The sequence below is a fragment of the Flavobacterium gilvum genome, from assembly GCF_001761465.1.
Taxonomy (GTDB): Bacteria; Bacteroidota; Bacteroidia; order Flavobacteriales; family Flavobacteriaceae; genus Flavobacterium; species Flavobacterium gilvum.
The window spans coordinates 1,102,492-1,121,748 of the sequence record NZ_CP017479.1 but is presented as its reverse complement, the minus strand read 5'-3'; the positions used below and the strand labels follow the sequence as shown (position 1 = coordinate 1,121,748).

Annotated in this window: 5 protein-coding genes; all 5 read right to left on the bottom strand. The window is 36.3% G+C overall.

The features are described from left to right. Positions 1-224 precede the first annotated feature (224 nt). Positions 225-1,412, bottom strand: a complete 1,188-nt coding sequence (locus EM308_RS04750) for a phosphoglycerate kinase (protein WP_070261786.1) — start codon at positions 1,410-1,412, stop codon at positions 225-227. Between the two features lie 566 nt (positions 1,413-1,978). Next, entirely contained in the window at positions 1,979-2,209 is a 231-nt protein-coding gene (locus EM308_RS04745; protein WP_070261785.1) for a hypothetical protein, read from the bottom strand. A gap of 12 nt (positions 2,210-2,221) precedes the next feature. After that, positions 2,222-4,057: a hypothetical protein gene (locus EM308_RS04740; RefSeq protein WP_035635473.1), complete on the bottom strand. Its 1,836-nt coding sequence runs from the start codon at positions 4,055-4,057 to the stop codon at positions 2,222-2,224. A 217-nt stretch (positions 4,058-4,274) separates the two neighbouring features. Then, positions 4,275-5,237 (bottom strand): PorP/SprF family type IX secretion system membrane protein, encoded by a 963-nt coding sequence (locus EM308_RS04735; protein ID WP_035635475.1) that lies wholly within the window; start codon positions 5,235-5,237, stop codon positions 4,275-4,277. Positions 5,238-5,272: 35 nt separating this feature from the next. Beyond that, positions 5,273-19,255 (bottom strand): T9SS type B sorting domain-containing protein, encoded by a 13,983-nt coding sequence (locus EM308_RS04730; protein WP_197056116.1) that lies wholly within the window; start codon positions 19,253-19,255, stop codon positions 5,273-5,275. Between the last annotated feature and the right edge of the window lie 2 nt (positions 19,256-19,257).

Sequence of the window (19,257 nt, the reverse complement as noted above, 5' to 3'; positions counted from 1 at the left end):
TATTATTCTTAAAACATTAAGAATAGTCTTAAGACTATTTTAAAAAGAAGAAATGTTAGAAAAAATCACATTTACTAACATCTAGTTTTATCTTTAACGTAATTTATTATAAAATAGTATATTATATAAAAAAAACCTTTAGTTACGCATGATGTAACTAAAGGTTAAAGTATTTGTAAAAATAAAATCAGCTCCTTTAACAAAGAGAGATTTTAAAATTTTATTTATTCTAAAATTGCTGCAATTCCAGGCAAAGTTCTTCCTTCCAACATTTCCAACATGGCACCACCTCCGGTAGAAACGTAACTCATTTTTTCTTCGAAGCCAAATTGTTTTACTGCCGCAACAGAATCTCCTCCCCCTACAAGTGAGAAAGCACCATTTTCTGTAGAAGCCGCTATGTAATTTCCAAGTGCAATAGTTCCTTTTGCAAATGTTTCCATTTCAAAAACTCCAAGAGGTCCGTTCCAAAGAATAGTTTTGGAATCCATAATCACTTTTTCAAAATTTGCCAATGATTTTGGACCTGCGTCAAGACCTTGCCATCCGTCTGGAATTTCTCTTACATCCACAACTTGAGTATCGGCAGTATTTGAAAAGTCATTAGCTGCAACAACATCAACAGGAATATGGATTTGAACTCCTTTTTCTTTGGCTTGTTTCAAAATATCTAAAGCTAAATCTAATTTATCAAGCTCACAAATTGATTCACCTACATTACCACCCAAAGCTTTGATGAACGTAAATGTCATTCCGCCACCAATAATCATGTGATCAACTTTGTCCAAAATATTCTCGATAACCGTAATTTTTGAAGACACTTTTGATCCTCCAAGAACAGCTGTAACTGGTTTTTCGCTGTTTTTCAAAACCTTGTTCAAGCTTTCAATTTCTTTTGCCAATAAAGTTCCGAAACATTTGTTTTCTGGGAAAAACTGTGCAATAATTGTAGTCGAAGCGTGCGCTCTGTGAGCCGTCCCGAAAGCATCATTTACATAAATATCACCCAATGAAGCCAATTCTTTTGCAAAAGCAACATCTCCAGCTTCTTCTTCATCATGAAAACGTAAATTTTCTAACAATAAAACTTGTCCTGGTTTTAAGTTTTTGGCTGCTTCCTGAGCTTCTGCACCAACACAGTTTGAAGCAAATTGAACAGGCACTCCCAAAATATCAGAAGTTGTTTTTAGGATGTGTTTCAACGAATATTTATCCTGAGCTCCTTTTGGTCTACCTAAGTGTGACATTAAGATTACACTTCCACCTTGAGCCAAAATTGTATCTATAGTAGGTTTTGCAGCTTCGATACGAGTAGTATCGGTTACATTAAAATTTTCGTCTAAAGGAACATTAAAATCTACTCTTATTATTGCCTTTTTATTATTAAAATCAAAATTATTCAAAGTCTTCATAGTGCTATTTTTTTAGTGTTTTTGAAAGAATAGCAAAGATATAACTTTTAAATAAGTATTAAATTTATAAATTCTAAAAAAATTGTGAAATTATCAACGAAAACGATGTAAATATAGAATTTGCGTAAAAAGTTAAATAAATAGTTGTTAGTAATTGGTGATTAGCGTTCTGAAAAAATAACTAATTCGAGCTACCAATAGAGAGATTGTTTGCTTTTGCAAAAAAAAATAAAAATGAATGCATTCTAACAAAATGGTTTTGGCAATTTCCTTTTTCACTAATAACTATTTAAAAAAGCAGTTTTAGAAGTGTTCTAAAACTGCTTTTTGAGATTATTATCATTCTTCACTAAATCTTACGGGCCCAACAATACTAACTTGCTTCATAAAGATTTTAAAACAACCTATGTCTTTATTATCAATTACATATACAATTTTTTTTGGATAATAAAAAGATCCTATCATTTCAGCTATGTATAGAGTTCCATACTTTTTTATAAAATTGTAATTTAAAATAATGTCTTTATTTTTTTTTAGAAATTTTTTGTTTACTTTTCTAACATTATTTAAAGTTTTAAGATTCGTAAACTGAAAAGATTGTTGTCCATTGGAATAATCAAAAAATAAGTATCATACTTTTTGTCTTTATTACGACTTGTTTCAATATGATGAATTTGCTTTATTTTATCTTTTTTAAAATAAATATAAATAGTATCTGCTTTCTTAATTTTTTCTAAATCTTGAGCTCCAATTTTACCAAAAAAGCATAAACATAATAAAAAGTATATCGTTTTCATTATTATTTGAATTTAAGGATGAATGTTAAATTGACCAACACGAATATATTCTATAAAACTTTGCATTAAAAGTTGGTTGTTTGTAATAGTGGGTGTTGGGACTCCATTGACCACTTGAACTGAACCTATTTCACTTTGAAAAAAAGAACAGTTTTGTAAACCATTCAATGACAAATTATGATAATAATCATTCCAAACAAAAGGGGTTCCAGGAGAGCTACTATAAGGGATATGTACATTTACATCGTTTAACATTACTAAATTGTTTTCTGGTGTTACTAATGAATCTTTTACTTGAGACAATATGGTAACCATAGTAGGTAGCATAAAATTATAAATAAAATCGTGTTGGTTTGTATTAGAAGAGTTAAAACCATTGTAATATTGGTTTATACAATCATATATTTCTAAATTATTAACACTTGGAATACTCATCCCAATACTCGGCTCGCATAATTTGATATTCAAAAATGCATGAATGCCTTCATGAATAATTGTTTTGGCAATGGTCATCTTATTATTGTTTAGTAAAAAAGCGCGTGTAATAGTAATTGTAGTATTAATTGGGTTATTTATATCTGTTATAGTTTCCGCTGGTCCTCCATGTACAGTGTTGCCAATTACAAACTTCACATTAAATCTTGAATTACTAGCAAACAAATCAACAAAAAGCTTTTTAAACTCTGGGGATTTTTCCAATTCATCGTACACATCATTAAATTTTTTACCTTCGGGTGTTGCGCTATTAATTGCTAATTTATCAATATTCATTGGAGAATTAAGGGAAGAATAAAGATCAATTTTAAGATTGGGGTTTGCTACAATTTGAGAAATCACTTTTTCTGGTACTACCTTTGCATCATACGGAATTCCTGGAACGTAATTTTCTTCCATAAAATTCTCAATTGCAATTCTATTGGGACGGTAGCGTGCCCATTCTATCTCTGCACCTGTCAATCCGTAATAATTGGTGAAACGTTGAAACGTTGACGGATCATCAAATAAATTGGGCTGCACCGTTGCTGTCGAGCTGTACGATCCTCCCGAGGTTACATTAGGATCGGGCACTGTAGAGCTATATGATTGGGCATCGCCCACCCAACCCCAGGTATTACCGAAACTACTACCTGTACTTATGCAATCTATATAAGTTTCCGCACGATAACCATACCAAACTTTCTTTAACGTTGTACAATACACTCCATAAAAATGTTCACCCCATGGACAATACGTTTGGCAAAAATATCTTGTTTCTGTACACATCAGTGCAGTTGATTTGGCAGTTGTAGATGATTTTGCTGTTTTACCTCCCTTGTAAAAATCTTTTAACTCTTCTAGATTTCCTTTATTTTCCGTGCGGCGTGCGGTTCCATCAAAAGGAATCACTATGCCTTTTTTCAGACTGTCCAGATAGCGTTGCGAATATTCATAGTACACGATAAAACCACTTACGGTACCATCAATATGTTTTTCGACAACGAGGTTTTCAAAATGTTTTGGGATTTCTTCGTCATTTTTAATCATAAAAGTGTAGGATGTACCAACTTTGGACTCCATTTTGTTACCCGAAGAAAAATCGATTACAAAATCGTCCTTGTCCAATGCTCCTTTTTTGGTAACGGCTTTTTTGGCTGTTTCAAATGTTTCATGAAGCTTAAAAACACCTGAGATTTCTTCAAATTGTTTGTCTTTGGACAATTCATCCATGGATAAGTTATCGATTTTGGCTTTTGAGGGCTGATCTGTGCTTTGTTCTGGAGAATTCTCGTTTTGTAAATTTTCTTTTTCACACGCTACTAGTGTAAATAAGACCAAGGCTAAGTACGGAAGTAATTTTTGCTTTAACATAATAAACTGAGTGTTAATTTAATAAAAACATGTTTTTAGAGCAAGTTTTCACAATAGACTCACCTTAAACATGTTACATTTCTGTCAAATATAATTAATTGTTTGACATACAACAGTTTTTTCTTATATTTTAACACACAGAAATAAAAAAAAAATTACAATTTTTAAATTATCAACTTGAATTAATTCTTATCAGCCAATCTCAATTCACCAATCACTAATCATGAACAGGACTTTCGGTACAAGGACAGTTACTAACGCCTTGTAGGAATCTAAATCCTATGGTCAAAGAGTGCGTCCCAGAATTTGTAGAGACCAAGTTTTCGTCCAATGTCACTTGATACGAATAACCCATCGAAAAATAGCCTTTTGTAAATCCAACCATAGGCCCAACTCCAAGAGGTTTCCCAATTTGGTCGTTCAAAAAACGATACGTTGCCCCAACCCACCAATAATCTTCATATCTATTGAATTTTCGGTATTTGATGTTTAAATCGGTATTGGAACGGCCGTCACTTTGAAATAATTGATAAAAGGCAGAAGGTTCCAATTCAACTCTATTTGGAAGACTAATTATGTATCCTGTGTACAATTGGTAATTGGTAAGTAAATTTGGTTCCACTTTGGTTGATGCAAAATCAATATCCTTCTTCAAAATATTAGTTGCTGTTCCACTCAGGTAGAAATTTCTATTTCGGTACAAAAGCCCCACCTCAAAGTTGTTATTTGAAGTAGAGCGGTTATCCGTAATTCCTGCATCTGGAGGGAGATTGCTGTAATCCGGAAGATCGATTCGGAATGAATTATAAATATACGAAAGACCGAAAGAAAGATATTGCTTTGTATAATAATCTAAAATAATATGATGGGCAAAGGTAAGCTTACCCCCGGCCTGCTTGGTATTTCCATTGGAATCATTATACAATGTCATCCCAACTCCAGATTGACTCATCACCCTGAAATCGGCATACAAAGCCTGACTCTGAGGTGAATCTTCGACACCTACCCATTGTTTGTACCCATTAAGGTTAATTCTAAAGTTATCCCCTATCCCTGCATAACTTGGTGAAATCACAAAAGGATTATCGGCCAAATATTGTGTAGCCACTGGAACATTCAACTCTTGGCTGTAACTTGCGGTTACAGCCAAAAGGAAAATGCTTATTAGTATTTTTTTCATCTTAATTTTTTCTTTTAGGATAACTGCCCTTCTTCTTATCTATATAGCGTGAAATGGCCAACAAATTCTCGGTCGTCTTGAGCATGTCTCAATTTGAGTATATACCAGTAATCACCCATTGGCAACTCTGTACCGTTATATTTACCATCCCAAGATTGTCCGGCTCCAAAGACACCAACCTGGCGTCCGTAACGATCATACACTATGAATTTGATGTCCGGATAATTTTCAGTATTTGTTGGTTTCCAGTTATCATTACTACCGTCACCATTTGGTGTAAATATCGGCGGAATTGTGATGTCGATAAACTCAAAGTATTTTGTTGCCGATACAGAACAACCATAACTATCGGTTACAGTCACCGTATAATCTCCCGAGTGGAAATAAATATACTTATTATTTGACCCTATCGATTCACCATTTACCGTAAATTGGTAAACACCAGAACCTCCTGTCACGGTAGCCACAATCTCATTTAAACCTCCAAGATTAATAGAAATAGTTAAAGGATCAACTTGGTCAATTACAAATGGTAACGTTGCATCTACACAGCCATTTTTATGCTGTACCATTACAAAATGATTTCCAGGAGCCAAGTTTGTAAATACGTTACTGCTTTGCGGCGTACCAGTACTATCCAAAGAGTAGGTAACATCAGCCGGATTGTTACTATCGTCAATATGTACAGTAACCTTGTTGGCTGGCGCATTATTAACACAATCATTAGATATTGAAGCCACTGGATCAAGGGTAACTGCTGGATTCAATAATTCATCAAAAGTGAACTCACATAAATTAGCATCTTTTATAATTACCGTATGCTTACCTCCCGAAAGACCTGTGAAAGAAACCCTATTTGGAACAAATGTATCACCATCTATACTAGTACTGTATGGCGCAGTTCCTCCGGCAACAGTAATTGCAAATTCACCTGTTTTTTCTCCAGAACATAATTCTTGTTTGATTGATAATGGATCCACAATTGCGGTAATAGGAGCTGGTTCTGTAATATCGAAATCATAAACGTGATTACAACCATTAACATCCTGTATAATTGCTTGATAATGTCCTACAACTAAATTCAGGAATGTTCCGTTGTCCAAGAATTTATCCAAATCAGGGCTTATAGCATATTTAATAACGCCTGTACCACCTGAACCTGTAAGTACCACTTTACCATCCCCATTACCGTTACAAGTCACATTAGTCACAGCAGCGGTGTAAGTTAAAGCCGAGTTTGGCTGAGTAATGGTTATTGTTTTACGTAATGTACAATCTCCACTGGTTACCATTACCGTATAATTACCTGCTGGCAATTGTGTAAAATGTCCAGGTGTAAGTTGAGTCGGTGCTGCTGGTAACGCATTACCAGAACCATCTAATAATGTGTAAACGTAATTACCAGAACCTCCTTTGGCGGAAGCCGTTATTTCACCGTCATTATCCCCCAAACAGTTGATGTATGGATTGTTATTTTCAAAAGTAAAATCTAATTGTTCCAATGGAATAACGTCGATAGAATTTGAAACGGCATTTGAACAACCATTAGCATCTCTGACATAATAAACATAATTCGCAGGTACTGTGGTAAACGGCACATTGATTATTATTGTACTTGCAAATGGAACTGACACAGATGAAGGATTCGTGAAATTTGGATCAGTACTATATCTATAAGGTCCGGTACCGCCAGCTGCCGACAAAGTAAGACTTGCTGGACTCAAACAAGTTTGAGCTAGGGTTTTAACCAAATTGGCCGTTACAACAGTAGGCTGTTTAATCACCACGGTATTTGTGTTAACAGAACAACTCCAAGTATCGGAAACTATTACCTTGTAACTGCCTGCTCCCAAATTGGTAAACATATTAGAACTTTGAGGTCCATTTAGTGTAATCGTTCCGTTTGGATAAGTCGCCTCTAAAGTATATTTATAAACTCCAGAACCTCCAACAGGTTGTTGTACCGTTATGGTTGCATTGGTATCACCAAAACAAGCCAACATTGGTTTATCAACTATTATTGTAGCTGCAATTGGAGTTGGATTAACCAAATTCACTTGAACCTGATCTTCACATCCTTTACTGTCTCTTACACTTACCGTATAAAGACCCGCTGTCAAATTAGAGAAATTACTTTGCGAAGAGTATGCAACATTTACTGGTCCAGCTAATGCGAAGTCATAACCTCCCGGCCATCCACCAGTGGCAGTAGCTGAAATAGTTCCGTCATTACCCGCACAAGTTATCGGAGTGTGAGTTTCACTTATTTTCAATGCAGCTGTAGGTTGGCTAATTGTAAATACTTTTGAAACAGAACAATAAGGACTGTTAGTTAAAGTGGCAGTAATTATATAAGTCCCCGCAGCCAAACCATTCAGCGTAAGTGGCCCCGCTGTTGCTGAATTACCATTAGTTGTAGTTCCATTTGGAGCAACCAAAGTATAACTAAATGGTCCTGCTTGATCTGGCATCGTTCTGTCAACAATCGTAACATTAGCACTTCCATTGGTTCCTCCAAAACAAGTTACATCAACAATGTTGTCAATAGTAAGATCAAAAGTATTTGGTTCATTTACATAATGCACATCTTGAATACTACATCCTGTAGCAGGATTAGTTACTGTAATTATATAATTTCCAACAGGTAATCCGGTGAATATACCATTGTTATTACTTTGGTTATAAGGATTTCCTGCTGTACCTGCAACAGTATAGTTTAATACTGCCGGTGTGCCTCCTGTAGTCGCAACTGTCACAGTAATGTCTTCAGGATTATTACAAGTAATAGCTTTATTAATGACAATATTAATTTTATCAAGAGAAATAAATGGAGCAATTGTAATAGTTCCCGAAGCACTTCCAGAACAACCTTTGTCGTCATAAACAGTAACAGTATAACTACCTCCGGCTAAATCAGTCTCAGTATAAACATTGCTAGATCCTCTTTGAACAGATACACCGCCTTTAAAGAACTCGTAAATTGAATATGTTCCTGAACCACCACTAGGGCTTACAGTGATAGTAGCAAAATTCGTTGCGTTTGAACCAGATGTACATCCAAACTGTACCGGTGTAGGTGTTGGAACTGTAATTATTCCTGGTTCTGTTACAGGGATAGTTTTTGTATCGGTACAACCTCTTCCAGAAGTAACCACTACAGTATAATTTCCAGCTGCAAGACCACTGAATATTGGTGAAGACTGAGAAGGTCTTGTCACTGTTACTCCTCCTAGAGTCATTCCATTCAATACATAAGTATAAACTGGATTATCATTTACACCAGGTGCTGGTGTAGCCATAGTCGCAGTAATTGTACCATCATTTCCTCCATTACAAGTAACAGGAGTTGGAAACACAGCAAAATTGGTAATAGGGGTTGCCGTTGGAATAATAACTGTCACTTGTGCCTCACACATGTCGGTTGTTCCAATGTCTTGAACATAGAACGTGTGACTTCCTGGAGCAAGACCAGAGAATGTATTACTTGTTGTATATGTTCCTGTGCTCTCAAGTTTATATCTGTAATTAGCAGATGCAGAACCTCCAATTGCAGTAAGAGTTACAACACCATCTGCAGAATTACAAGTTGGCAAAGTAGTCACTACACCTTGAACTTGAAGAGGATCCAAAATCGTGAATGGAAATGCAGTTGCGCTTACACATTTGTTTGCATCACGAACCAATACCGTATAATTGCCTGGAGTTGTAACAGTAAACACATTACTTGCCTGATAACCAGATCCAATATTATATTCAAGTGCACTTACTCCAGTTGCTACTACAGTTATTGTATAAGTGCCTGCTACTGAAGCACAATTACTGAAATCAACTTTTGTAACTGCCGGCAATGGGTCAATCGCCAAAGTTAAAGGAGCTTGGGTTTCACAAGCATTTGCATCTTTTACATACACTGTCCAATTTAAACCTAAAGTAACATCTAAAACGGCTGAAGCATTTGAAGAATAATCTGTAGCTACTGGAGCAGGACTTGTACTCAATGCATAGGCATAAGTATAATTTGGTGTTCCTCCAGTAGCCACTGATGACACCTGTGCACCAAAATGACAATTGGCATTGACATCGAGATGAGGAATCACAGATAATGACAGTGTTGGTTGTTTTACCTCCACTTGAGCTGTAGCTTTACAATTTGTAATCGCATCTGTAACTTCAATTTCGTAAATACCAATTCCAACATTAGAAAGAGTCACTTTGTTACCAGAAACAACAGGTGTTCCTGAACCTTGTAACATTATAACTGTAAATCCTCCTGCATTGTTATCAACTGTGAATTCAACGGCACCGTTTGTAACCGGAGTTGCCTCATTACAAGTTACATCTTTAGTGACTTGACCAGATACTGTGATTCTTGTAACATCATCAATCTTAAGTGTTTTTTCAAAAGAACAACCATTTACATCAGTCACTTTAATCAAATAAGTACCAGCTCCTAAACCTGCAAATGTGTCCGAACTACCATTATCTAAAGGATTTGGTAAAACAATTTCGTATTTAGCAATTGGCGTGTAGCCTCCTACTACTGTAACTTTGACATCTCTTGTTGGGTTTGCACAAGTTATAGGTAAAACTGTAAAAGTTAAATCTGTAATTTTTTTATACGGTGCTACATCCACAGTAGAATCATAAGTACAACCATTAGCATCTATAACATAATAATGAATAGTTTGTGGTAATGTTGATCCATTATCATTTACCAATAGAGTATTCGCGTCATAATAAGGAGCAGTAGGAGAAGGATCAAATTTGTATTTGTAAGGTCCCGTACCCGTTAACACCCCTGCAATATTATCTATATTAACAGTTACAACGGTTTGTGGTACATTGTTAGCATTACAAGAATAAGGCGGTGCCGTAGCTGTAGCTGTCAATTTTAAAGGTTCAGTAATTGTAATTGAAGCAGTATTAACTTTACATAACCTAGCATTACGAACCGTAACGACATAATTTCCTGCTGGTAAACCTGTAAAGGTATTATCTGTTTGTTCTGTTACGCCATTGTCTAAACTAAATTTATACGGTCCTTCTCCCGAAGTTACTTCCACAAAAATAGTTCCATTAGAATCACCATTACAAGTAATATTCGTAGTTATTGGTGTTGCCAAAACTGTTGGTGGAATAGGATCCAAAACTATACTGGTAGTAACTTCACAAACTACCCCATTGTATGCATTTTTTACTTTAAAATAGTAAGTTCCAGCTAATGCTGCCGGATACACATTAGTAGCCATTGGACTCCAAGTTCCTCCAGCATCTGTAGAAACTTCATAAGTATAAACAGCAGGCAAAGTTGTATTCCCCCCTGTTGATGTTAAAGTAATTTTTGCATCCGGACTTAATGTACAATCCAATACTTTGGTTAATTCTGCAGATAACTCTAACTTAGGATATACGATATAATTAATATTAGCGGTACAACCATTTCCATCCTTAATTACCAAATTATAAGTATCCGCAGCGTTGAAAGTAAAACTTGGTGTAGATTGAAAAGCACTTCCATTTACACTATAGGTTTCTGTTCCTGTCAAAGATGCATCTACAGTTCCAGAAAAAGTAATCGTAAATGGACTACTACCATCATAACAAATTGATGTTAGTGGTGGTGCAACCGTTGGAGCGTCATCTTCTTTCAGGGTAACAGCAGAATTCACACTACAACCGTAAGCATCTTTTACATAGGCAGTATAATCTCCTGCATCTGCATTAAAACTATTCGTCGTCAACCATCCACTATCGATAGCAGGATTGGTTATACCTACCAATTTATATTCATAAGGTCCAGTCCCATATAATGGTTGTACTGTAATCACCCCAGATTTAGGATTACAATTGGCATCTTTAAGTACATTAACGGCAAGATCTAATTGACGTGCAGATTTCTTAATTTCAAAAGGTATCGCTGTTTTACAACCATTTTTAGATCCTCCATGTTCAACCAAAAGCACATAATATTGTCCTGCAATTAATGAACTTGGAGTCGTAGCCGTAAAATCTATTGGGGGTGGAAGAGTAGCAAACGTTTCGGTTTGAACTGTTCCGATAGAAGCATTTGTTTGTGCATTATACACCTGATAATCTACACTTGTTGCTGTTGAACTATAACCAGTAACTTTCATTGTTACACTACCATCATTGCCAGGAATAAGACAGCTCACATTATTTGGTGTTAATGCAGCAGTAAGTCCAGAACTAGCTGGGATTGGCATATCGGCGGTATTAATATAATAGCAAAGCGTATCCTCATCGTAAACTACAAAGGAATACGTTAGCCCTGGAGTCAATCCTGTAAAATTATGCGAAAGAGTACCGTTATTTGGAGATACTAAATTTGAAGAATATGGTACAGTATTACTATCCATTATCCCAAATTTATACTTATTCCCAGGTACAGCTACTCCAACAGTAACGGTAGCATTTCCTCCTGAAATACAATCAGGCTGTCCAAGAGCGATATTAATTTTTAAATCATCTGGTGGTGATGTCATTGGAATGTACTTTGTCAAACTACATCCATTAGCATCTGTTACAGTAACAGTGTAAATACCAAACTTATTTATTACATATGATATGTCTCCATTTGGCAATGTAGTATAAGCTGGAATTGCATCTCCATAATTATTAGAAATCGTATAGGTAAAAGGAGCTGTTCCTCCTGTAACACTTTCAACTGTAATTGATCCAACTGGACTAGAACACGTAATTCCAACTTTAGTCAAGTTAAAATCAATTTTGGCCTTTCCATCAATATGTATAGTATTACTACCAGTACATTGCTTTGCATCTTTTATAATAATGGTATAATCACCCTCACCTAAACCAGTAAAATCAGGAGAACTTTGAAAAGTAACACCATTGTCAATACTATATTGATAAGGGGCTTGTCCTTTACTAGGGTCGATAACTGCATGTATCGCAGCCGTTTGATCTCCATTACATTTAATAAATTCTGTTTGAGTAATGCTCGTAATAACTGGATCAACTTTAGCTGTTATAGCAATTGCAGTCGTTGTACTTGCTGAACATAAATTTCCAGTTGTATCCGTAATTGTAAAAGTATAGTTTCCGGCAGCTGTAGGTGTGAAAACATTACCCGAAAAACTTCCCGTCGTGGGATTACTTGCATAACTGTAGGTTCCACTACCACCAACTGCAGTCAAAGTAATTTTAGCATCTTCATTACCTACTTCACAGGTAATATTTTTATTTAAAACAGCTGTTAATGTTAATTTTGGCGCCACAGTTATCACATTGCTATCCCATGTACAACCATTAGCATCTTTCACTTTTATTGTATAATCTCCCGCAGCAGTAACTACAAAAGTATTCGTAGGCTGATATGAACTTCCTCCGTTAATACTATAAGATAAAGGTGCTTTCCCTCCGGTTACAGTAGCTGTAATGGTATAACTACCAACCCCTAAACATTGATTTATTGCTGATGCTATAACCGTTGGTGCAGTATCAGTATCAATAACAACATCTATCTTGAAAGTACATCCTTTGGCATCTTTAACCCATACATCCCAATTTTTATTAATGCTAGGATCCAAATTTTTCACATTTACGGATACATAATCAATTAGTATTGGTGCCACACCGTCTTGTTTGTAAGCATAGGTATAAGGTGATGTTCCACTTCCTACTACAGGAGTAACGGTCACTTTAGCCGTTTGTGTAAAACAGTTAGCATTTACAACAGTTGCATTAGCTGATAAAGCGGCTGTTGGCTCATCTATAATTACCGATGTTGAAGAAGTACATAAGGTAGTTTCATCTGTAAAAACAACTAAATAAGTTCCTTTCGGAAGGCCTGTTAAATTAAATGAAGCCGCTGTTTGACCTGTAACAGGAGTTGCACCATTCACACTATAACTATAGGTAGAAGTAGTGGCGAATCCGCTTACATCATAATGAATAGCTCCTGTACTGGATCCGTAACAATCTACATCACTCAATTTGCTAGCAGTTACCGCAATATTAACTAATGGTTTTACGGTATAAAAATCAATCGCATAACACCCATTGGTATCAATTACTTTAAAAGTATAAGTACCTGCTGACAATCCAGTGAAAACACCCGTTGTATTTGTTGCAGAAGCTACAGGAGCAGTTATTTGGTAAGTAAGTGTACCTACACCTGTTCCTGCAGTAGTTTTAACCGTTACTGTACTTGAAGTAGCTGCTGGCGCACAATTGATAGCTGTTCCTGTTATACTCGAAATTACTGGTGGATTCAGTTTGTAAATTATAATATCTGTTCCTGCTTGAATACAACCATTTGCATCTTTAACAGAATATTTTATCGTTTGGTCTGTGCCATTATCGTTAACAGTCAATGTATTGGTATTTGTATATCCTCCTCCATTAAAACTGTATTGATAAGGAGCTGTTCCAGTTGTAGGAACATTAATTGTTACAACCGCAGATTGTTTAGTATTTGTAGGACTACAACTTAAACTCGTCGCTGAAGCACTAACTAATAAAGCAGTAGGTTCTGTAATCACTATAGTTCCTTTTGGAGAACTAACACAACCTTTACTATCTGTAACAGTAAATTCGTAGGTTCCTGCCAATAAATTTTTATATAAACCAGGAGTAGTTGTCGAAATAACTGGCCCTCCCAATTTATTAAAGGTATATATATAGCCTCCTGAGCCTCCATTACCAATTAATTGTACCTGCCCATCGGTGCCTAAATTACAACTTACATTTGTTGGATTAGCAGTCACTGTCGGATTAGAAATGGTTGCAACAGTTGCTTTAGTCGTTACAGTACAATTCTTAGCATCAGTAATCACAAAAGTATAATCTCCAGCTGTAGTAGCATCATAACTTATTGTTCCAGCTGTTAGTAATGGAGAAGCCGCGGCAACACCATTCACAGTATAATTGTAAGGTGCTGTTCCACCTGAAACAGCTACGGCAATAGTAGCATCTTTTGGGGCTGAACAACTTAATTCCCCAACACTATTTACAATCGCCTTTAAAACAGGTGCTATAATAATATTTGAAATTGTACTTGTACAACTTTTGGCATCAGTAACCGTAATAATATAAGTTCCTGGCAATACGTCAAAAGTATTCCCAACAGGAGCTACGTTTGGAGAAATAGAATATGAAAATGGAGCAGTTCCCCCTGTTACATTAACCGTTAATTTTACTTTTGTGATTCCATCATAACAAAGAGAAGCACTTGGATCCAAACTTGCCGTTAAAGTTGGTGGAGCCACCACATTTACCGCAGCACCTACAGAGGTAATACAACCATTGGCATCTTTTGCAAAAACAGTATAGTTTCCTGCTGCAACATTGTTAAATTGTGTATTTGTCTGATAAGGTTGAACTACTGCTCCTCCTGTTGTATTTCTTAATTCGAATTCATAAGCCGGTGTACCTCCTCCAGCTGAAGCTGTTATCGTTGCACCTGTGGTACAAGTAGGTAGAGTTGTCACAGAAGCATTTACAGTTAGCGCTGTAGGTGCTTTTATTGTTACAGGAGTCAATGTCAAAGGACAGGCGCCTGCTGCATTATATCTCAATAATGGAGTGTACGTATTAGCAGCCAATCCGGTAATGGTAACTGGAGAAGCTGTTTTATGAACCCAAGTTGATCCACCATTAATAGAATAGTCAAAACCATAAGCTGGATCAAAATTTTGTACCGCAATAGTAAATTCACCATTATTGGCTCCAGCACAAGTAATGTCTTTAAATCCTGTAACCGACCCAGAAAATGCTTTACCAGTAGGAACCACAAATGGGAAATCTACCTGAGTAATACAAGATTTTGGGAGTTGGTAAACTCTGATATCGTCTATAACGGCATCATTACCATTGTAAGCGATGCTTCCCGAACGAATCTTAAAAGTCAAACTTGTGTTAGGTCCTGGATTTAATGACAACGATTTTAGATTCCATTTTTCATTTTTTGGAATTATTCCTGTCGATTGCGAAGCAACTACCACTCCGGCAGGATCTACTAATTCAATTATGAAATCACAATCTGCATTAGTCATATAGCTTCTCAATAAATTACCAAGGTACAAATCAACTTTTACTGGCTGATTAGGAATAACATCAACGATTGGTTTACTATATAATACGCCATAATTACCTGCCGCAGAACCAATATTTACCAATAAATATCTTCCATTGGAATTAGTACCATTAGAAGTGTGATCTTTATAATGATACCAAGCAGGACTGCTGCTTGTATCATCCGATCTCCAAAAGAAACTTGCAACAGAATATTGATTATCTTCGACTGATCTTGTACCACATGCCCAAGGTGATGCAACATGCTGGTCATTGAAACAATATGCGCTTGCAATTCCTGAAGTTGTAGTTGGTGAACCACTACCAAAATCTTCGTTTAATAAATTACTATACGTGGGTACACTAACTAAATTGTAAGTAACACTTACTGTGTGCGATCCCGATGGAATATTTACAAAAACATTTGGGGGTGAGTTCGTATTAACAGCTCCATCCAATAAATAACCATATTGATAATTTGCGCTTCCAGGGTTAGTTATTGTTGCTGTTGTATTTGCTGTACCATCACAATTATAAACTGGACTGGCTACTGCAATGGTAGGGGCCACCGGTTTAGGATCAAGGACAACGTTGGGCATTGGGTAAATACATCCATTAGCATCCTTTATATACAAAGTATAGGTACCCGGTAACATATCGGCTTCGTTTGTAGTTACCCATGTTGCTTGATTGTCAAAACTATACAGGTATGGAGCAACCCCTCCCTGTGGATTGGTAATACGTAATTTACCCCCTTGTCCTGAAAGTGAACAACCTGCCAGTTCAGATACTCCAGCAGAAGCCGTTACTGCAGAACTAGGTCCGGTTAAAGTGACTGTTGGTTTTGTATCATAACAATAATTCACACCATCCAGAGTGAATCTTATCATTGGAGCATAAACGGTATTGGCTACAAGATTAGAAAAAACAGGATTATTAGAATACGTAGTCCCTCCATCAATACTATATGATAAGGTATAACCTCCAGCATTAGAAGTCACATTAAATTGAATCACTCCACTAGCATCACCATAACACAATACATTAGTTGTTTGGATTGCAAAGACAGGAGCAGGAGTTGCTGCTGCTGTAGCCGAAGTAGTTGCTCTACAGTTATTACTGTCCTCAACGGTTATATTATAAATCCCTCCCGCCGGAAGTGGATTTGTTACTGCAACTTTTGGGTTATTTTGAAAATTAGTAGTGCTGTTTATATAATAAATATAAGGAGCAGTTCCCCCTACAGGATATATTGTTATTTCTCCATCGGTACAGGTTAAGGGCTTTGTAAGTGTTGCGGTTGCTGTAAGTTGAGGAGGATTAATTATATCAATGTTTTGAGAATAATCACAACCGTCATCTGTCCAAACCCTCACGGTGTATGTTCCTGGATTCAAATTGGAAAAAGTAAAATCATTTGCATTTAACGGACCTGCAGCGTTAACTTGCGTAGCTCCCTGAGATATACTAAAGTAATATTGAGGCAAGACATTATTGGCCTGCAAAATAACACTTCCTTTTCCTCCGTCACAAAGCGGTTGCTTAACATTTACACTGACCTGATATATCCTATTTAAAATTTGAACATTAAGAACTTTAAACAAACAGGCGTTTGTTACCCCTACCTCTCTAATATAAACATTATGAAGACCGGCCGATACATTATTAAAAATATTACTCGCCTGATAGGTTCCCGTACCGCCATTGTCTAAGCTGTACTCATAACCAGATGCAGGAATACCATTAACTGTAATTTGTCCCGTGGTGTTACAGGTAATATCTTTGGATACAACTGTTGGATTTAGGAGGTTTTGGAAAACATTAAAATAAAATACGCTAAAACAACCTCCAGTATAATTTATCGTAAGCCTGAATTGCCCCGCTGTATTTGCTTTATAATCAGGCCCAGTTCCTACTTGAGACCAACTACAGGATGCATTTTCATTGGCACAAACTGTAGTACTGGTCGCAGCCAGACAAGTTCCGTTTTCATTTAATTTTTCCCAAATAATGGATGTCGCATCTGTAATACCCGTCTTAATGTCTCGGAAATCATTTGCTCCGCAAAGAAATAGATTCGGCAACAATTTTCCGTTGATAGTACATGTGGTTACAGAACCTGCATAAGGTGCCTGTGCATAAGGAATAACAGGATTCGAAACTGTATTCCCGAAAGGAACAACTGTTATTTCTTGGTCTATTGGCAAACACGTTGTTAAACTAGTAGCATGAACATAATAAGTGCCTGTCTGAGTGGCTGTGTAAGTTGGACCAGTTCCTATTGAAGATCCACCCAAAGTTTTTGACCAAACATAACTGTCATAACCATTTGGGGCAGTAAGTATGACACTGTTATTACATAAAACAACTTTTTTGGTGAATTTACAATTGTCTATTTTGACCAAAAAATTGGTAGGTGTAGCAGATCCAAAATCACATCCTGTTGAAGAAAAACTATCCGAACTAAATGTGTTTGTATTAATAACACCTTTATAAGTAGCAACAGCTTGATTCTTTATTTCATTGGAACAAGCATCAGTCAACATATTACAATCAGGCACCACTTGTGCTTTTATTCGAATGGTAAATGCTGCAGGTTTACCAACTATCACTGAAGCATCTGGAACTTTAAAAATAATTGTCTTCGTAATAGGATCGTAACTTTGTACCGTTACACCACCGGCATTTGTCAAATCTAAATCGGCAGGATAATTAAATATAATGTTTTTAGGAAGCACATCCTTTATGGTCATTCCGGTAACATTATCATTCCCTAGATTTTGATAATTGATTTCATAATACAAATAATCACCCAAAGTAACATTAGTACCGCCAATATCGGTACCTGTTGAACTCCTTACTAATTTGGTAAGTTTAATATCGGGGGCAATTATATCAACTGCATATGCACCAAAAAAAGCAAAAACGGGATCGGCTTGTCCTGGAGCTACTTGTAACGTAAAACTAGTTGTAGTCTGATTGTGATCAATATACTCGGGGTCTGCTCCCTTTACCTCCAGCATTCCAGTATCATATCCTAAAGTATTACTACCTGAAGGATTCCTAGGAGAAGAAACTCCATTGAAATTTTCAATCGAAGAATTAAAAAACTCATTTGCCGGTCTCAAAGGAGTTACTACTTGTTTTGTTTCAAACTCCAGTTTAGTTCCACCTTGAGGTCTATCACCATCTAATGCTGCATAGGCAAATTGCAAATCGACACCACCAGATGGTGGTGTTCTGAATCCAGCAACAGGAATTGTTTCCGTATGACCTTTGTATATATGGCTAAATCCATCAAAGACATTAAACGATTTCATATTAAGACTTGGATCTTCATAAACCACAAAAAGAGTCCAACCTGCTGATAATCCAGTTGAACCATTAGAACCTGTACTTGAAAGCACATCAGCTACTGTATATGTTCCTGTTAAACTTGGCAAACTAGCCAACAAACTGGTTACGTCTGCATAACAGGCATAGGGAGTATTGTTATCTGGCGCTATAGGTGTTGAAATCGCATCATAAACCACTGTCCCGTTTATATTATTATATGTTGTGGCTCCAGGCAATTTTAACTTTACTGTATTTATGTTCGCCCTGCTACCATCCGTGGATTTCAACATAGCCCCCCAATATAAAGCTGCATAGGTTATTCTGTAACAAGTGGTAGGGCTCCCATTTTTTTGATTTGGTACCACAAGATCTGCACTACTTGAACTGAAAGTAGAGGCATCTCCATCAATATCTATATACTGCATAGATATGTCTTCGTTGGATTTTGTATCGTCATTAAAAGGATTATTATCTTTCCCTAGGATGTTATTTCCTATTACAAGCATTTTCCCTTTTAAATCCACTTTTTTCCTAACAGTGAAAGGCTTCAGCGTCTGTCCAACTGAAGTTAAAGCCAAAAAAAGAAATAAAACAGCACAAACTGCTTTTGAAAAAGTAGGTTTTTTCATGT

Excerpts from the sequence above, each read along its gene's own strand:
- EM308_RS04735 (WP_035635475.1), bottom strand. The coding sequence starts at position 5,237 with ATGAAAAAAATACTAATAAGCATTTTCCTTTTGGCTGTAACCGCAAGT.
- EM308_RS04740 (WP_035635473.1), bottom strand. The coding sequence starts at position 4,057 with ATGTTAAAGCAAAAATTACTTCCGTACTTAGCCTTGGTCTTATTTACA.
- EM308_RS04750 (WP_070261786.1), bottom strand. The coding sequence starts at position 1,412 with ATGAAGACTTTGAATAATTTTGATTTTAATAATAAAAAGGCAATAATA.
- EM308_RS04730 (WP_197056116.1), bottom strand. The coding sequence starts at position 19,255 with ATGAAAAAACCTACTTTTTCAAAAGCAGTTTGTGCTGTTTTATTTCTT.
- EM308_RS04745 (WP_070261785.1), bottom strand. The coding sequence starts at position 2,209 with ATGAAAACGATATACTTTTTATTATGTTTATGCTTTTTTGGTAAAATT.